Source organism: Asticcacaulis aquaticus (assembly GCF_028550415.1).
GTDB classification, from domain to species: Bacteria; Pseudomonadota; Alphaproteobacteria; order Caulobacterales; family Caulobacteraceae; genus Asticcacaulis; species Asticcacaulis aquaticus.
The window spans coordinates 195050-211161 of the sequence record NZ_JAQQKX010000005.1 but is presented as its reverse complement, the minus strand read 5'-3'; the positions used below and the strand labels follow the sequence as shown (position 1 = coordinate 211161).

Sequence of the window (16112 nt, the reverse complement as noted above, 5' to 3'; positions counted from 1 at the left end):
GGGGCGCCCGCCCTCTGGCTATTTCGCCCGACGCATCTGAACAGGCGGTGTTTCGCTAACCTTGGGCCGCCGTGCCGGTTTGGATGTCCGACGCCTGAAGCGGCCCGGGACGACCGAACAGATAGCCTTGCAGCGTATCGCAATGCTCGGCCTCAAGGATGTGAAACTGATCGTCCGTTTCCACGCCTTCCGCAGTCGAGGTGATGCCCAGACTGCTGCACATGCCCGCAACGGCGCGTATAATGGCCAGACTGTCGGTGGTGCGGCCCAGATCACGAACGAAGGACTGATCGATCTTGATCTTGTCGAACGGAAAGGCGCGCACATAGCTGAAGGAAGAATATCCGGTGCCGAAGTCATCCAGCGAGATGCGGACGCCCAGATCCTTTAAACCCTTTAATATGCTGAGGGCTTCCACCTGATCGCCGATCATGACGCCTTCGGTGATTTCGAGCTCAAGACGTTGCGGTGAGAGTCCCGTTTCCGCCAGAATGGTGCGCACCAGAGGCACTATCTTCCTGGACTTGAACTGAACCGGTGACAGGTTGACCGCCATGGTCATGTGGTCGGGCAGGTCAAGCGCATCCGTGCAGGCCTGACGCAAAACCCACGCGCCTATCTCCTCTATAAGACCCGTTTCTTCCGCCAGTGGAATGAAGTCGGCCGGAGATACGATACCCCGCTTGGCAGACCGCCAGCGCACCAGAGCCTCATAGCCGCAGATGGTTTGGGATTTGACACAGTAAAACGGTTGATAGAGGACAAAAAATTCATTGGCCTTGAGCGCCTGCCTCATATCTATTTCGAGCTGGCGACGTTCGGATAGTTGCTCATGCAGTTCGGGTACATAGACCGCGAAGCTGCCGCGACCATTCGCCTTGGCCCGATATAGCGCCAGATCGGCGTTACGAAGCAGTTCATCGACACCGGATGTCTTTTCATCGATAAATTCGATACCGATACTGGCACCGATCAGCGCCTGATGGCCGTTAATCTCATACGGCATGCTGAGGTGGCTAATGAGGCGGCGCGCGATACGATGGGCTTCGGCGGTCGACTTCAAGTGACGCAGAACCACGGCGAATTCATCGCCCCCAAGACGAGCAACCGTATCCTGCGGCTTGAGGATTTTTTTGAGACGACGGGTTGCCTGAACCAGTAACTGGTCGCCAACGGCATGCCCCAGCGTGTCATTGACCGCCTTGAAACGATCAAGGTCGAGACACAACAGAGCCCCCATTTCACCCTCACGGGCCGCCTCAACCGCGTCCTTGAGCCGCTCACGACACAGAACCCGGTTCGGCAGGTCCGTCAGGGCGTCGAAACTCGCCATATGCTGAATGCGCTGGCGAGCTTTGTGCGCCTCGGTGACATTGACGATGGTATCGAGAAACCCGCCGCCCTCCACCCCACTGCGGGAAATACGCATCACGCGCCCATCAGGCCAGTGCTGTTCGATTTCACCATAACCCTGTATGGGCAGAGCGACGTTTTCCATCACCAGAAGACGCCATGGCAAATCCATACGGTCCGGCTGCCCGCCGCTGGCCAGGGCTTCGGTCAGGGTCAAACCGCGATAGGTTTGCTGATCCGATAGACCGTACTTCAGGTAAAAACGACGGTTGCATTCAAGGATACGTCCCTGATCGTCGTAGAGGCAAACGCCATGCGGCATATTATCCAGCGTTGCCTGAAAGCGGCGGCTTTGACGGCTGATTTCCCGCAGAGAACGGCGCAGCGTCGCATTTGCGGCCTCCAGTTCCTCCGACATCAGCAGGCTGGCCCGATCAAGACGATGATTGTCCCGGTCGAAATCGCCATAAGCCCCGTCGACCTGATCAATCAGTTTTTCGGTATCCAGAGTGCCGTTTTGCGTGGCGCGGGCGATCTGACGCGACAAGAGACGGTGCATGTTACGGAACTTCCGCAAACAAGGTCAGACAAACGGTTTGATTGTGTAACCCGCTGACGCCCGTACCGGCCAGGGGCGCAATCTCGCCATAGGAGTAGAAGCCCGTCTGCGGCACGTCATCGCCCAGGATGGCCGACACGGCCTCGACCTCATCCACGGTCCTTTGGCCCATGAGCAGACGCCGGCCGACACAGGACACCATGAGGCTCAGTTCCGGCCGCAAATCCGGCTCAAGGCGCCGCAGGCTTTTCAACGCCTCTTCGGCGGCCGCCTCCGCGCCAAGCACCAGATTGTCGAACTGACCGCGCATGAGTCGGGCCGACCAGCCCTCGGGCATATCTCCGGCAAAGGTCAGGGTGCGCGTCTCTTTATCGACCGACAAGACCGTCCGGACCATTTCACGGTCCGGATAGTCGGGATTGCGAATTTTCAGCGGGTAAATCAGCGCCGATGCGGGCAGGCCCGCGGCTTCATCCCCCAGATAACGTTCATAAAGATCAAGCGCGGGGACGCCATCAAGTTCGATAAGGGTGCTGCCCTCTGAGCGGGTGATGAGGCGTTCCGGCCCAAATTCGCGCCAACCACCGCTGGCGGACGTACCGATACGCAAGGCATCGCCATAGAAGCCGATGGCGGCTACCATATGTTCCTGAGGCTGGCCATCCAGAAGAACGAAGGTTTGCCCGAACCGCGCACCGTCGCCCGCCATACCGCCTGACAGCGACACCCGATCACCAATGACCGAGGTCATCCCCTCGGCAAGCTGGCTGCCGTTGATCTCAAGCCCTTTACTGAGCATCAGCACGTGGCGAAGGTCGTTGGCCAACAATGCTTTTCCGAGCCTCACACCGGCGTCATAACTCTCCTGCGCGGCGTCGACGGTCACGGCGGCCTGTCGCAGGCTTACCCGTTCGAATCCGATCGCAAGGGCCTGAAGCCCCTCTTCATGCAAGGCCTGACCCGCGATCGAAGAGCCGGTGCTGGCGCCAATGATATGAGCGTGCGGTGCCGCTTGCCTTAGGGCCGATACACCCGAAAGCATCCCTTCCCCGCCCTCTGAAAAGGCGTCGGTTTGCCCGAATACGAATATCAGATTGGCCTGTTGGATATCTAAACGCGGATCATCAGTGCCGAGGCCTGACCAGTTTATATTTTGGGTCCACACGAACCTTACTCCCTGTACTGACCTCTAAATTGGAAGCAAATGGTTAGAACCGCGTTACGAAATCGAGTTAATCCAATAATAAATAACAATGGTTTGATTATGAAAATCAATTACATGGTATTTAAGCACCGATCCATGGCCCTAAAAACACCTTGCGGTCGCTTGCCGAATATCGCTATTGAGTAGCGTTATCATTAATCAGTGACCCGACATGCCTTCTTATGTTCGCTCACGGCTTCTGAGCGCCCGCGAATTTGCTATCAGCGAACTGGCCAGCCTGAAAGAATCCGATCCGGCCTTTCACCCCGCGATAATCGAAAGCCTCCGGGCGGTCGTCCCCTTTGAACACTATGGGTTCAGTGGCGTTGATCTCGACGGCTGCAAGACGGGCAGCGGGATTTTACTGTCCACCGACATGCCGATGGATATGTTTACGACCTATCTCAGTGAGCGTTACGCAAAAATCGATCCCATCCTGCACGCGCTGACCCCTGATCAAACCGACGTATCGTGGTTCGATCTGCCGGACGCGGTCAAACAGGCGCAACAGATCAAACCGATGCAACGGCTGTTTGATCGGTATCACATCGCGCCGCGAACGGTCTTTTCGTTCTGGAACGATCAGGGCGGCCTGTATGGCAGTGCCGGGTTTACGCGCCAGACGCCCTTTACACCTGATGAACGCGCCGTTTTGAAATGGGCCAGCCGCAAGCTTCATGACGACATGGCCCTGCCGATTCTTCGCGCCTTCAACGCTCAGGTCGGCCTGACCGACAATGAACAGAAATGCCTGGAACTGGCCTCCCGCGGCCTGACCAGCGAAGAAGCCGGTCTCAAAACCGGCCTGTCGACCGAGACCGTCAATACCTATTTCAAGTCCGCCACGCGCAAGCTGGGGGCGCGCAACCGCAGTCAGGCCATAGCCGACGCCATCCGCCTGCGCATTATTGACTAGGCCGCCTGTATCTGCGTCACAAAGGCCTCGACCTCGCGACGCAGCACCGACGATTGCTCCGCCAATTCCCCGGATGCCCCCAGCACCTGAGAGGCGGCGGCGCTGGTTTCTTCGGTGGAACGGGTGACACCGGTGATATTCTGCGTCACTTCCTGCGACCCCATGGCGGCCTGCTGCACATTCCGGGCGATCTCCAGCGTCGCCGCGGACTGTTCCTCGACCGACATCGAAATACTGGACGATATAGCGGCCAGATTTTCGATCGTTTGGGAAATATTGCCGATGGCGGCCACCGCATCGCCGGTTATGTCCTGAATATCATGGATCTGCTGCGATATTTCAGCCGAGGCCCGCGCCGTCTGTCCGGCGAGCATTTTCACCTCATTGGCGACCACAGCAAAGCCGCTACCCGCCGCACCGGCGCGCGCCGCCTCGATCGTTGCATTGAGCGCCAGCAGGTTCGTCTGCGATGCCACTTCGGCAATCAGACGTACAATGTCACCGATCTTCTGTGCGCCATGGGATAATTGTTGGACGATCTGTGAGGTTTGCGCCGCGTCATGACGGGCCTGCGATGCGATGTTCACCGAGCTTTGTACCTGCCGCGCGATTTCATTGACCGTCGCCGCCATCTCTTCGGTGGCCGCCGCCACGGTCTGCACATTGACCGAAGCCTCTTCCGACGCCGCCGACACGGCAATGGACTGTTTCGACGTCTCTTCGGCACCACTGGTCAGGGTCTGAGCGGAGGCTTCCAGTTCAACCGCCGCCGTCGATACGACGCTGATAATCTCCGAGGTCCGGCTGTTGAACTGCCCCACAAGGCCTTCGATACGGCGGGCGCGTTGCTCGCGTTGCGCCACGGCGGCACGTTCGGCCTGTTCCAGTCTCAGCCGTTCAACGCCGCTGATTTTGAACACTTCAACCGCCTTGGCCATGCGGCCGATTTCGTTCCGCGCCCCAAGGGACGGCACCTGAAGCGCGAAGTTGCCGTCCGCCAGATCGGTCATCGCCTCCGTCATCTCGTTGATCGGTCGAACGACGCGGCGACGGATAAACCACACGCCCGCCACCGCAATAACCAGATTGACCGCCACCGCAATAACCAGAAGTACAAACAGGCGGTGCTGCTGCGTCACAGCCAGATCGTAGGATTTCTTCGCCTCGCTCACCTGAAGCACGGTCAGTTTTTCTATGGCGCCGGTAATCGGGTCGATGGTCGGGTAGAGGTTCGTCGAGACATAGGCTTCAAGTGCGGCCTGATCCTTGGTCGCCACGATCTGCCGAAGCCGGTCCAGCGAAGGCCCGGCCTCCGTCATTCGGGCCTGGGCCTCATCCGCCAGCGCCTTCTCGTGAGCATCCATATAGGTCAGCATATAGGCGGCGTATTTCTTATCTGCCGTAACGAGAGCATCAGCCATGATCTGCGCCCCGGCCTCCCAGCTCACCGCCCCTGAGCGCATCTTGTGCGCATTGTCGACGATCGCCACCGCATAAGCGTCACTTACACTTTTGAGATCGCTCAAGGGTACGACCCGATCGGCAAATACGGTCTGAAGTCCGGCGCGACCGGCCTCGGCCATTTGCCAGGCACAGATCGACAACAGACAGATACCGGCGACCAGAACCGCGACCACACCCAAAAGTTGCGTTCTAATGAGTTGAAAGTTAAGCATTATTTTTCGCCTTGCCCCATTCTGAGACGTAACGTGGCTTGTAAAAATTAATGCCCACTTAATAAATACGCCACAATTTTGGAAAACGAAGATTTTTTATTGCGCCGCACAATTTCCGATGGCCCGTTCACGCACAACCCGCCGTCAGGTTGTGCGTGTCGTCACATCCGAAATTAAGCTGCACGCACGGTGGCCAGAAAGCGATCCATCTCGACGTGCAGGCGGGCCGCCTGTTCCGCCAGTTGACTCGACGACGAAAAGACCAGCGACGCCGCTTCGCCCGTCTGTTCGGACGCCTGAGCGACGCCGGTAATATTAACCGTCACCTCCTGCGTACCCACTGAGGCCTGATTGACGGCCTGGATGATTTCGTGCGTAGCCGCCGATTGCTGTTCAACGGCGGAGGCGATCATCGCATTGGTCGCATTAATGTCCTGAATGGTTTGGGTGATGCTTTTGAAGGCATCGGCGGCGCGTCCGGTAGCATTCTGTATCTGGGCGATCTTGGTCGAAATATCGGTCGTCGCCTTCGCGGTTTGCCCGGCCAGGGCCTTGACCTCGGCGGCGACGACCGCAAAGCCCTTACCGGCCTCGCCGGCCCGCGCCGACTCGATGGTGGCGTTGAGCGCCAGAAGGTTGGTCTGCCCGGCCAGACCGGCGATCAGGTCAACTACCCCGCCAATAGAGGCGGCGACCTCATTCAGTTCTGCAACCACGACCGCAGCCATATCGGCCTGTTTGACGGCGGCGGTCGATATCTGGCTTGAAGTTGCCACCTGACGGCCAATTTCACCGACCGATGCCCCCAACTCTTCGGCAGCCGAGGCGACAGAGGTCACATTCGTCCCGGCCTCTTCCGCGGCCGCAGACACAGCAACCGATTGCGCCGAGGTTTCCTGCGCCGAGGCCGTCAACTGTGCCGACGCAGCTTGCATTTCCGTGGCCGCCGAAGACACCGTCGTGACGATGACGCCGACCGACTTCTCGAAATCCCCAGCCAGATCGAGCATCGCTTCCCGACGATCGGCCTCAGCCTTAACCTTAAGGACTTCCGTCTCCTGACGCAGGGTTTCGGCCTCACGCAGGCCCTGCTGGAATACGGCAAGCGTCCGCGCCATGGCCCCGATTTCATCGCGGCGCGATTGCCCGTCAACGACGGCTTCAAGCTGCCCACCGGCGACGCTGGCCATCTGCTGCGTCAGGCGGGTGATCATCTTGACGATATCGGCGAAGGCGATGAACGACGCGAGCGCCGTAATGCCCATGACGATCAGTATCGAGAGAATCAGGCCGTTACGGGCATTGGTCTCGGTGCTCTTATGCAGGGCGGCAATCACCGCCTCATTTTCAGACGTCTTCCGCTCGATCACGCTACGCAAATCGTCGGTCAGGGCCTGAACGTCGGCGGTCTGACGCGACAGCTTGTCACGCAACTGAAGCTGGTCATTGTTGGCGGCCAGCGGGATCAGAACATCGATCGCCTCAGCGGCCAGAGTGTCGAAACGTGCCTTTAAGGGGGCAAAGTCCGCTTCATACTGCGGCGCCAGCTTAACCACCGCCTGATAGCGTTCATTGAACAGCTTCACCGACTGCCGCGCCTGAGCATCGAAGATATCACAGGCGGCGCTGGGGCAGTTTTGGAACGCAAGGCCATTATTTGCGGCTTCAAGCGCGTAAACGTTCTGGCTCATCCGGGCGCCCGACATCAGGGCCGCATCCAGAGAGGCGATGATATGTTCGTATTTAGTCTGAGCGGCACTCAACTGGCCGTTTTGCCACAATGTCATGGCGATACTTGAACAACCGAAGGCGGCGATGACGCCTAAAATCTTAAAACCGATCTTGATGTCCGCAAGTTTCATGACCCTACCCTTACTAAAGTGCGTTTCCTGCCTGTTTATTTATGCCGCCAGCGCCATGAGCTGATGCTGGCCCAGCCTTATTTCTATAATTTCAACGCCAAGCGTCTCATCACCGGCCCACACGACCTTGCCGCGGACCATGTCCGTTCCAAGAAGGGTTAACGACAGCACGTCCCCGACCACGACGCCATCAACACGACCGATACGCGCGCCCGACTCTGAAATGTCGTACAGGCGAATATGGGAAAATTGCTGCGCGTTGAAACCGACCTCGATGTGTTCGACCGTCGCGTACCGCGCCGCGATGCGCTTATCGACCATCTCTTCAAGCAACTCGCTGAGTTCGCCCTGCATGTCCTGAGACGTCCGCACCATGTCATCGGAGATGTGGTGCATATTACCCGCGCTGGCCTCGGTCCGCCGTGTCGCCTCCGGCAACAGGTTCATAATCTCGACCGCCTGACGGCTGCCCATTGCCGCCCGCTCCAGACTGACACGGATAAGATCGGTTTGCTGGCTCTGGACATTGATGGCCTGCGCCACACGGGCTGAAGCCTCAGCAACGGTCGAGATAAGACCGTTGATATGCCCGATCGAGTGCGACATGCTGGCGGCGGCCCGTTGAACATCCGCAATCTGTGTCTCGATTTCACTGGTGGCGCGCCCGGTCTGGGTGGCCAGCGACTTGACTTCACCCGCCACGACGGCAAACCCCTTGCCGGCGTCTCCGGCCCGCGCCGCCTCAATGGTCGCGTTGAGCGCCAGAAGATTGGTCTGGGTAGCGATGTCCTGAATCAGCTTTGAGACCTCACCGATCTTAGACACGGCCTGAACCAGCGTATCGGCGACTTCACGCGATTTCTGGATTTCAGCCGTAACGTCCCCGGTGAGGCCTGCACTTTGCTGCGTCGTCGTGGCGATCTCTGAAAAGGCCTGGGTAACGACAATCATCGCCTCGGAAACCTTGTCGACGTCCGCTGCCGAAACCGTCAGCTTTTCAATGGCGCTCAAAAGCTCTTCACGCGTCGCCCGCGCCGTCTGCGTCACATCGCCGGTCGTGTCCTTGATGGATGACGACAGGGTTTGCACGGCTTCGATGACATCGGTCAGCGACTTACGAATACGCATACTCAGCGTATTGATGCGCTCTTTTTCTTTAACGATCAAAGTATTACGCTTCACATCGTTGGTGGCATCGGCAATACGCTCGATGACCCGCTCACGGAAATAAACAATCGCCTGACCGATTTCGCCGATCTCGTCGGTGCGGCGCGCCTCAGGCACCTCGGCATTGATATCCTGATCCGCGAGCGCATGAAGATTACGGCGCAGGGCGCGAATAGCCCCGATTACGGAACGCGACAAACCAAGCGCCATGAAAATCGCCAGCAGGGCCGTCGCAGTCGAAATGCCCAGCAGCGTGTAAAGACGGGTCTGAAAACCGCTTACCCGGAGCTCTAACCTGCCCTTAAGCAAGTCCGCCGACTGACCCCACAACTGATCTGCATCGGCCTGATATTGCTTATACGCCGTCATAAGGGCTTCGCGATCAACGCTTACGCGCCCTTCGGGCTGAGCGATCTGATCGACAGCGGCCATGGCTTGCACCTCAAGCCCTTTTGCCGACTTGGAAAAAGCGTCGATTTTCGACTCCAGTTGCGCCAGCGAAGGGCTCTGAGCAATGGCCTTCTGCAACGAGTCCACCTCACCGGCCCAGGCGGTATGAAACTGCCCCAGACCCAGCACCATGTCTCGCGCCGAAGATGATGCCGTCGATGTATTTTGAGAGAGCAGACCCGACAAGACCGCGCTGATTTCGCGATGCGCCTGCGGCGCTTTGAACGACGTGGCATCCATCAGATAGTAGGTGTCGAGATCGGGATCGAGCGTCAGGTTCGAACCATCGGCCACGGCACCGATCAGGGCCTGCGCACGGTCCCGCGTGATATCCGTTGCCTGCTGCGCTGCGTTTTTAAGATCCTTGGCGGCGTCTGGCGCCAGATCGGCAAAAACCTCTCCGAAATCAAATGCCGTAACCTCTGCATCAATTGCCCCAGCGGCTTTACGCGACAGATCGCTAAAGATGGGCCAGACTTCCGTCTGCGCCAGAACGCCTTTGATTTCACGGGTGCCGAAGTTTATTTCCTTGAGGCTTTGCTGCACAAACAGGAAGCTCATTAAGCAAATGGGAATGAGGAATACAGCAATCATACCCAAGAGCTTATGCTGTATCTTTAGATTGAAACGCATAGGAGCCTTCCCCAGAACCACACAATTGGACAGGGGCAAAATCTCTCTCTTACTTGCCCTGACCGTCACACGCGACAAGCGCAAAACGCTGAAATCCAAATTTGGGCCAAAAGAATTAACAGCCCTCTAATATTTTCGAGCGTTCGGCGCGGTAGTAAAATTTTGCGGCTCAACCAACATCAATACTATCTGATGCTGACACAATGAGCGCTCTGCCTCAGGGCAGACGATCCGTCATGCGCCCGATAAGCCGCTCCAGACGTAAAAGCCGCTCTTCAAGATTCTCTAATAGTGAACCCTGCTTATCCGGAGGTAGTATAGCTACGGCATTTATAGCTATCTCCCGGGCCTGCCTTATTGTTTCCGTGTGAGTGCGTATTAAGTTTTTAGTCTGCGCTCTCACGCTTTCAATATCGGCGACCTGAGATAGCCGTAATGCCGTCGCGGTCATGTCGTGAACCGGCATCGCAACAATTTTTGCCCCAGCCATAATGATCTCCACAAAACACCTAATAATAGTAGGGGTAAATAGCTAATGTCGGATTAACAATTTGATCTCATTTTTAGTGCGCCCTCCGGCCTTCGAGGTAATATTTGAAGGACACCAAACCTAAATATATTTGATGTATTCAGTCTTGCTGAATATCTGTTGAATGGTACAGCGATGTCCGCTATTGCCTCCCAAAAGTAATACCTATGTCCGGAATGAGCTACGTGCGGCCGTCCGATTAAACGTATTCACATCACCGAAGGATTATTGGTAGAATGGCTTCATCGGAGGTTTACGGTCTCAGAGTATTTTTGAGGACCGCAACCCGAACAACACATTAGAGCTGCGGGCCTATTGGGGGTTTCACCATTTAGTGTGTTTCATTTAGCGAATTGCATTCAAAGGCTTATTTTGACAATTCGAGTCACCTAAGCACCACTTCTCCCCCACACACCAAACTTTATTCAACCCGCGACCATGGTCGCTATTGACGGTGCACGGGTAGCACGCGGTATAACGCGTTCAAGTGGCTTTGAGGGTCAACGCACCTGAACCATTCAGGGCATGAGGGGGAAAAATGAACACGCCATTTCGCGCCGCCGTCTCCGGTGCGCGCTTTTTAGGCCGCCACGCCCGTGAAACGCGTCAGGGGGGCATATCGGCCCCTCGCCCGAACCTCACTAGAGCGGAATGACTTTAGATAGAGACGTCATTCCTCTCCAAGTTTTTGTTTTGTCGCGATATTGCCGCCGAAAACCGCGTACACTTTTCGGCATATCGCTCTAATATTTCACCGCGGATATTTATCAGACAAACCGCAGGGAATCGTTCGCGTACCCGTATAAATACCAATAGATAACCAGGGGGATCCCATGATCAAATCGCTGAATGCCGTCGCACTGAGCACGCTTATCCTGTCGGTCGCCGTGTCGGCCACGGCCCAGACCACCACGCAGACCCAAACCCAGAACAAGACGCCCGCACCGGCCGCCAAGACCACCGAGCAAACACCGGCCCCCGCCGCCAAGACCGAGGAAAAATCCGCTTCGGGCGCCGAAGACATCACCGATGTGACCGTCTTCCTCAAAAAGAAGAGCAGCGTCCCGCAGCAGAACATGCGTATCGATACGCGCTCGGCCTCGTCGTGCGGCTTTTTCGGCAGCGACGGCAGCGCCGACTACATGGCCGACTATATCCGCGACTTTACCGGCAGCAACGACGCCAGCGACCCGAATTCGTTCGACGAAAACAGCCCGAACGGCGACGCCTCGCGCGATGGCGGTACCAGCTTCTTCGACCAGAACCAGGCGGCGGCCGATAGCGAAAGCGGCGAACCGTCGACAGGCGGATGCACCACGACCGACCGCGCCTTCGCCGCCGCCCGTGCACGTATTGCGCGCAACGATACAACAATCACCGAAGCCTTCGCCCTCTTCGATCAGAAGAAGTATCCCGAGGCTCTGGCGATGTTCAAGAAGAGCTACGACAAGATCGGCTACGAAGACGCCGCGCTGATGATCGGCAAGATGTACCTGTACGGCATGGGCACGCAAAAGGACTCGAAGCAGGCGGTCTACTGGTTCCGTCGCGTTGCCGAACGTCCCTTCGACATCAACAAGGAAATCCACAAGTTCGACCCCAAGAACCCCGAGGCCGCCAATACCCTGGCCGAGGCCAATCTGACGCTCGCCAAGATTTACCTGACCGGCTATGGCGTGCCCAAGGATCAGAAAGAGGCGCTGAAGTGGTTCGAACGCGCCAGCTATATCGGCTATATTCCGGCGACCAAGACGGTCGGTGACATGTACTATAACGGCGTCGGCACGACCAAGGACGTCAAGAAGGCCGTCAAGAACTATCAGGACGCCGCCAAATACGGCTATGCGCCAGCGCAATACGCCCTCGCCGAAATCCTTTATACCGGCGAAGGCGATATAAAGGCCGACCGCAAGATGGCGCTGGCCTGGTACAACGAATCTGCCAAGGCGAACCACCCGGGCGGACTCTACGCGCTGGGCGTGGCCTACGACGCGGGTGAAGGCGTACCGGCGGATCAGCAAAAGGCGCTGGGCTTCTACAAGGAAGCCGCCATTCGCGGTAATGCCGATGCCCAGAACGCGGTCGGCACCTACTTCTATCAGGGCGGCAGCCTCCTGCCCAAGGACGACACCGCCGCCCGTCAGTGGTTCGAGGTCGCCGCCAAGAACGGTCAGACCGACGCGCAGTTCAATCTGGCCGTCATGTACATGAAGGGCGAAGGCGGGCCGAAAAATCTGGTCAACGCCTATCTGTGGTTCGCCATGGCGCGTAAGGGTGGGCATGAAAACGCCACCGCCGCCCTCAAGGCCGTCCAGGCCCAGATGACGGAGGCCGACAAGGCGGAACTGAGCAAGCTGCTGGCGCCCGAGCCCAAGGGCTAGGTTTTCAGACGACCGACTGCTAAGGAAAGGGCATGCGCGTCATGCCCTTTTTCTTTGTCCTATTCCTCCTTGCCGCCCCCGTAGCCGCTCGCGAAGCGCCCCTGCCCCCGGCGCAGGCCTTCGCCATGAGCTATGCGCGTAAAGGCGATGAGGTGCGCCTGCGCTGGGTCATGCCCAAGGGGTATTATCTCTATCGGGAACATATTACCGCCGCCGATGCGCAGGGACGCACGCTGAACGTCCGCACACCGAACGCCACCCTGAAGGCCGATCCCACCTTCGGTCCGGTCGAGGTCTATTACGGCACCGCCCGCGCCGATATCCGCCATAAGGGCGCGATAACCCTCAGCTATCGCGGCTGTCAGGAAGACGGGCTGTGCTACATCCCGATCCGTGTGGTTATTCCGGCCAGATAAAAAGCTTGCACCGGCGATCCAGAATCTGCACACCGAAACCATGATCACGCGCAGACACATGCTGGCGCTCGGCGCCGCCACCGCCGCTGTTCCGTTCAGCGCCGCGGCCCAGACGGATTTTCCCACCCTGGCCGAGGTGACCGTCGATCCGGACGCCCCGTTCATCGGCAATGCAAACGGCGACCTGACCATCGTCGAATATTTCGACTATCAGTGCAGCGTGTGCAAGCACGCCCATTTCAGCCTGATGGATATCGTCAGGGCCGACGGGAATATCCGCTGGATGCTGCGCGACTGGATCATCTTCGGCGAGGTCTCGACCTATGCGGCTCAGGTGGCGCTCGGCGCGCAGACTCTAGGGGTCTACGAACAGGTGAGCAGCGCCCTGATGCGTATTCCCGGCGGCAATCTTAACAAGGGCGACATCTTCGGTGCCCTGATGCAGACGGGGCTCACCCCTGCCGACCTGCTCAAGGCCTATCGCGCCGATCAGGCCCGCATCGACGCCCTTCTGGCGCGCAATGCCCGTCAGGCCGAAGGGTTCGGTTTCAGCGGCACACCGTCCTTTATCATCGGCAATGCCGTCTATCGCGGCGCTTTGTCGCCGGACGACATGACACAGGCGATTGCCGACGCCCGCCAGCGTCAGAAGGCCCTGTCCGCGTAAAAAAGAGGCCGTCCCTTGCGGAACGGCCCATACGTACTCAGGATCTTACACACACATAAATTAGATTGCGCTGCTAGAGCGGAACGACTTTAGGTAGAATCGTCATTCCGCTCTAATTATTTGTTTTATCGCGATATTGTAGCCGAAAACCGCTCACACTTTTCGGCATATCGCTTTAGTGATCCACCGCGCCCGACGCCCCCAGCCCGGTTTGCGAGCGGACGAACTGCGCAAAGAACTTCTCGCGCTCGGCCTTCGCTTTGGCTGAGTTGTCGGTGATCGAAAAGAACCACGTGCCCACGAACGACACGATCATGGCGAACAGGGCCGGGTACTTGTACGGGAAGATCGCGGTGGCGTGGTGGAAGACATCGACCCACACGGTCGGGCTCAGCACGGTCAGGGTCAGGGCCGTGATCAGGCCCAGCGCCCCGCCGAGAAACGCGCCGCGCGTCGTCAGCTTCTGCCAGTACATGCTGAGGAACAGGATCGGGAAGTTGGTCGAGGCCGCTAACGAGAAGGCCAGCCCCACCATGAAGGCGATGTTCTGTTTTTCGAACACGACGCCCAGCCCGATCGCGACGATGCCCAGCACCACCACCGATACTTTCGACACGGCCATCTGCTGCTTTTCGGTCGCCTTGCCCTGACGGATGACGTGGCTGTAGAGGTCGAGCGCCACAGACGAGGCCCCGGCCAGCGCCAAACCGGCGACGACCGCGAGGATGGTCGCAAAAGCCACCGCCGAGATGAAGCCGAGGAAGACATCGCCGCCGACGGCCTTGGCCAGATGCACGGCGGCCATGTTCGACCCGCCGAGCAGTTCGCCCGCCGCGTCCTTGAACGCCGGATTGGTGCCGACCAGCAGGATGGCGCCGAAGCCGATGATGAAGGTCAGGATGTAGAAATAGCCGATGAACCCTGTGGCGTAGAAGACCGACTTGCGCGCCTCCTTGGCGTCACTCACGGTGAAGAAACGCATCAGGATGTGCGGCAGACCGGCGGTCCCGAACATCAGGGCCAGACCGAGTGAAATGGCCGAGATCGGGTCGGAGACCAGCCCGCCGGGGCTCATGATCGCCACGCCTTTCGGGTGGACAGCGACCGCGTCGGCGAACAGCTTCGAGAAGTCGAAATCGACCGAGACCATGACCATCACGGCCATGAAGGTCGCCCCCGACAGAAGCAGGACCGCCTTGATAATCTGCACCCAGGTCGTCGCCAGCATCCCGCCGAACAGGACGTAGAGCACCATCAGCACACCGACCAGCACCACCGCAACAAGGTAATCGAGCCCGAACAGAAGCTGGATCAGCTTACCGGCCCCGACCATCTGCGCGATCAGATAAAAGGCGACCACGGTCAGCGACGACAGGGCCGACAGGAAGCGGATCGGCGTCTGACTCAGGCGGTACGACGCCACATCCGAGAAGGTATATTTGCCCAGGTTACGCAGGCGCTCCGCCATCAGAAACAGGATGATCGGCCAGCCGACAAGGAAGCCGATCGAATAGATCAGGCCGTCAAAGCCCGAGGTGAAGACCAGCGCCGAAATGCCGAGGAACGAGGCCGCCGACATGAAGTCGCCAGCGATGGCCAGACCGTTCTGAAAGCCGGTGATTGACCCGCCGGCGGTGTAATAGTCCTTGGTCGAGGCCGAGCGCTTCGAGGCCCACTTGGTGATGCCGAGCGTCAGGATGATGAAGGCCAGAAACATGCCGATGGCGATATAGTTGGTCGGCTGCTTATGCACCTCGCCATTGATCGAGTCGGCAAAAGCGAGCGCGGGCGCGGCGGTCAGGGCCGCAGCGGCAAAAAGGGAACGCAAGGCTCTCATTGGTCCGCCTCCGCAAGGATTTCACGCGTGATGCGGTCGAACTCGCCATTGGCCCGCTGAACGTAAATCCCGGTCAGGAAGAAGCACAGGAAGATCAGGCCCAGACCGCCGGGAATACCCCAACTCATCACGGTCGCCGAACTGACCGGCTGCCCCAGCAGCTTGGGATCGAAGGCGATCAGACAGACGAAGCCGTAATAGGCCGCCAGCATGACGATCGACAGCGTCCAGGCGAAGCGCCCGCGCCGCTTGACCAGCGACTGAAATTTCGGGTTGTCGTAGATGCGACGATAGACATCATCTGTACTCATAGCGGTTCCTCTGCCTGACGGCTTATTATTGTTTCTGAGCGTACGTGACACCCTTCCTGGCGGCTATACGACTTTAGTCGCGCCGGTTTGGCAAGAGGGGATAGCCGACACCGGTTTCATTTGAAATTTCCGCTTGCGCGTGGTGGTGCGC

General features: G+C 58.3%; 12 protein-coding genes. 4 read left to right on the top strand and 8 right to left on the bottom strand.

Going from position 1 to position 16112, the window contains the following annotated elements; translation table 11 throughout:
* Positions 1-55 precede the first annotated feature (55 nt).
* Both PQU92_RS08505 and PQU92_RS08500 read right to left on the bottom strand, forming a co-directional pair.
* The gene (locus tag PQU92_RS08505) at positions 56-1912 is read right to left on the bottom strand and encodes a putative bifunctional diguanylate cyclase/phosphodiesterase (protein ID WP_272747789.1); all 1857 of its coding nucleotides are present in this window, start codon (positions 1910-1912) and stop codon (positions 56-58) included.
* 1 nt (position 1913) lies between these two features.
* The gene (locus tag PQU92_RS08500) at positions 1914-3077 is read right to left on the bottom strand and encodes an FIST signal transduction protein (RefSeq protein ID WP_272747788.1); all 1164 of its coding nucleotides are present in this window, start codon (positions 3075-3077) and stop codon (positions 1914-1916) included.
* Between the two features lie 211 nt (positions 3078-3288).
* Here PQU92_RS08500 and PQU92_RS08495 point away from each other — a divergent pair, with 211 nt between their 5' ends.
* On the top strand, positions 3289-4032 hold the full coding sequence (locus PQU92_RS08495) for a helix-turn-helix transcriptional regulator (RefSeq protein ID WP_272747787.1): 744 nt from the start codon (positions 3289-3291) through the stop codon (positions 4030-4032).
* On the opposite strand, the gene PQU92_RS08490 is transcribed toward PQU92_RS08495, so the two are convergent.
* The 4 genes from PQU92_RS08490 to PQU92_RS08475 form a co-directional block, all read right to left on the bottom strand.
* Positions 4029-5708, bottom strand: a complete 1680-nt coding sequence (locus PQU92_RS08490) for a methyl-accepting chemotaxis protein (RefSeq protein WP_272747786.1) — start codon at positions 5706-5708, stop codon at positions 4029-4031. The genes PQU92_RS08495 and PQU92_RS08490 overlap by 4 nt on opposite strands.
* A 173-nt stretch (positions 5709-5881) precedes the next feature.
* Entirely contained in the window at positions 5882-7570 is a 1689-nt protein-coding gene (locus tag PQU92_RS08485) for a methyl-accepting chemotaxis protein (RefSeq protein WP_272747785.1), read from the bottom strand.
* Between the two features lie 39 nt (positions 7571-7609).
* Complete coding sequence (locus tag PQU92_RS08480) at positions 7610-9748, bottom strand: methyl-accepting chemotaxis protein (protein WP_272747784.1); 2139 nt, start codon at positions 9746-9748, stop codon at positions 7610-7612.
* Between the two features lie 289 nt (positions 9749-10037).
* A complete protein-coding gene (locus PQU92_RS08475) occupies positions 10038-10310 on the bottom strand; it encodes a hypothetical protein (protein ID WP_272747783.1) in 273 nt (90 codons plus the stop codon).
* 872 nt (positions 10311-11182) lie between these two features.
* Between PQU92_RS08475 and PQU92_RS08470 the strand changes: the two genes are divergently transcribed.
* From PQU92_RS08470 to PQU92_RS08460, 3 genes are read left to right on the top strand one after another with little or no spacing between them, the layout of a single operon-like run.
* Positions 11183-12730: an SEL1-like repeat protein gene (locus PQU92_RS08470; protein ID WP_272747782.1), complete on the top strand. Its 1548-nt coding sequence runs from the start codon at positions 11183-11185 to the stop codon at positions 12728-12730.
* A 32-nt stretch (positions 12731-12762) separates the two neighbouring features.
* Positions 12763-13146 carry a protein-disulfide reductase DsbD domain-containing protein gene (locus PQU92_RS08465; RefSeq protein ID WP_272747781.1) on the top strand — a complete coding sequence of 128 codons (384 nt, stop codon included), beginning with the start codon at positions 12763-12765 and terminating at the stop codon, positions 13144-13146.
* Positions 13147-13186: 40 nt separating this feature from the next.
* Complete coding sequence (locus tag PQU92_RS08460; RefSeq protein ID WP_272747780.1) at positions 13187-13813, top strand: DsbA family protein; 627 nt, start codon at positions 13187-13189, stop codon at positions 13811-13813.
* 175 nt (positions 13814-13988) lie between these two features.
* Here the strand turns inward: PQU92_RS08460 and PQU92_RS08455 are convergent, their stop codons facing one another.
* The gene (locus PQU92_RS08455) at positions 13989-15650 is read right to left on the bottom strand and encodes a cation acetate symporter (RefSeq protein WP_272747779.1); all 1662 of its coding nucleotides are present in this window, start codon (positions 15648-15650) and stop codon (positions 13989-13991) included.
* A complete protein-coding gene (locus PQU92_RS08450) occupies positions 15647-15961 on the bottom strand; it encodes a DUF485 domain-containing protein (protein WP_272747778.1) in 315 nt (104 codons plus the stop codon). The genes PQU92_RS08455 and PQU92_RS08450 overlap by 4 nt, the downstream gene beginning before the upstream one ends.
* Between the last annotated feature and the right edge of the window lie 151 nt (positions 15962-16112).

What these genes read in the sequence shown, in the direction of transcription:
- PQU92_RS08490 (WP_272747786.1), bottom strand. Translation starts at nt 5,708, where the DNA reads ATGCTTAACTTTCAACTCATTAGAACGCAACTTTTGGGTGTGGTCGCG.
- PQU92_RS08505 (WP_272747789.1), bottom strand. Translation starts at nt 1,912, where the DNA reads ATGCACCGTCTCTTGTCGCGTCAGATCGCCCGCGCCACGCAAAACGGC.
- PQU92_RS08475 (WP_272747783.1), bottom strand. Translation starts at nt 10,310, where the DNA reads ATGGCTGGGGCAAAAATTGTTGCGATGCCGGTTCACGACATGACCGCG.
- PQU92_RS08455 (WP_272747779.1), bottom strand. Translation starts at nt 15,650, where the DNA reads ATGAGAGCCTTGCGTTCCCTTTTTGCCGCTGCGGCCCTGACCGCCGCG.
- PQU92_RS08450 (WP_272747778.1), bottom strand. Translation starts at nt 15,961, where the DNA reads ATGAGTACAGATGATGTCTATCGTCGCATCTACGACAACCCGAAATTT.
- PQU92_RS08495 (WP_272747787.1), top strand. Translation starts at nt 3,289, where the DNA reads ATGCCTTCTTATGTTCGCTCACGGCTTCTGAGCGCCCGCGAATTTGCT.
- PQU92_RS08470 (WP_272747782.1), top strand. Translation starts at nt 11,183, where the DNA reads ATGATCAAATCGCTGAATGCCGTCGCACTGAGCACGCTTATCCTGTCG.
- PQU92_RS08460 (WP_272747780.1), top strand. Translation starts at nt 13,187, where the DNA reads ATGATCACGCGCAGACACATGCTGGCGCTCGGCGCCGCCACCGCCGCT.
- PQU92_RS08480 (WP_272747784.1), bottom strand. Translation starts at nt 9,748, where the DNA reads ATGAGCTTCCTGTTTGTGCAGCAAAGCCTCAAGGAAATAAACTTCGGC.
- PQU92_RS08465 (WP_272747781.1), top strand. Translation starts at nt 12,763, where the DNA reads ATGCGCGTCATGCCCTTTTTCTTTGTCCTATTCCTCCTTGCCGCCCCC.
- PQU92_RS08485 (WP_272747785.1), bottom strand. Translation starts at nt 7,570, where the DNA reads ATGAAACTTGCGGACATCAAGATCGGTTTTAAGATTTTAGGCGTCATC.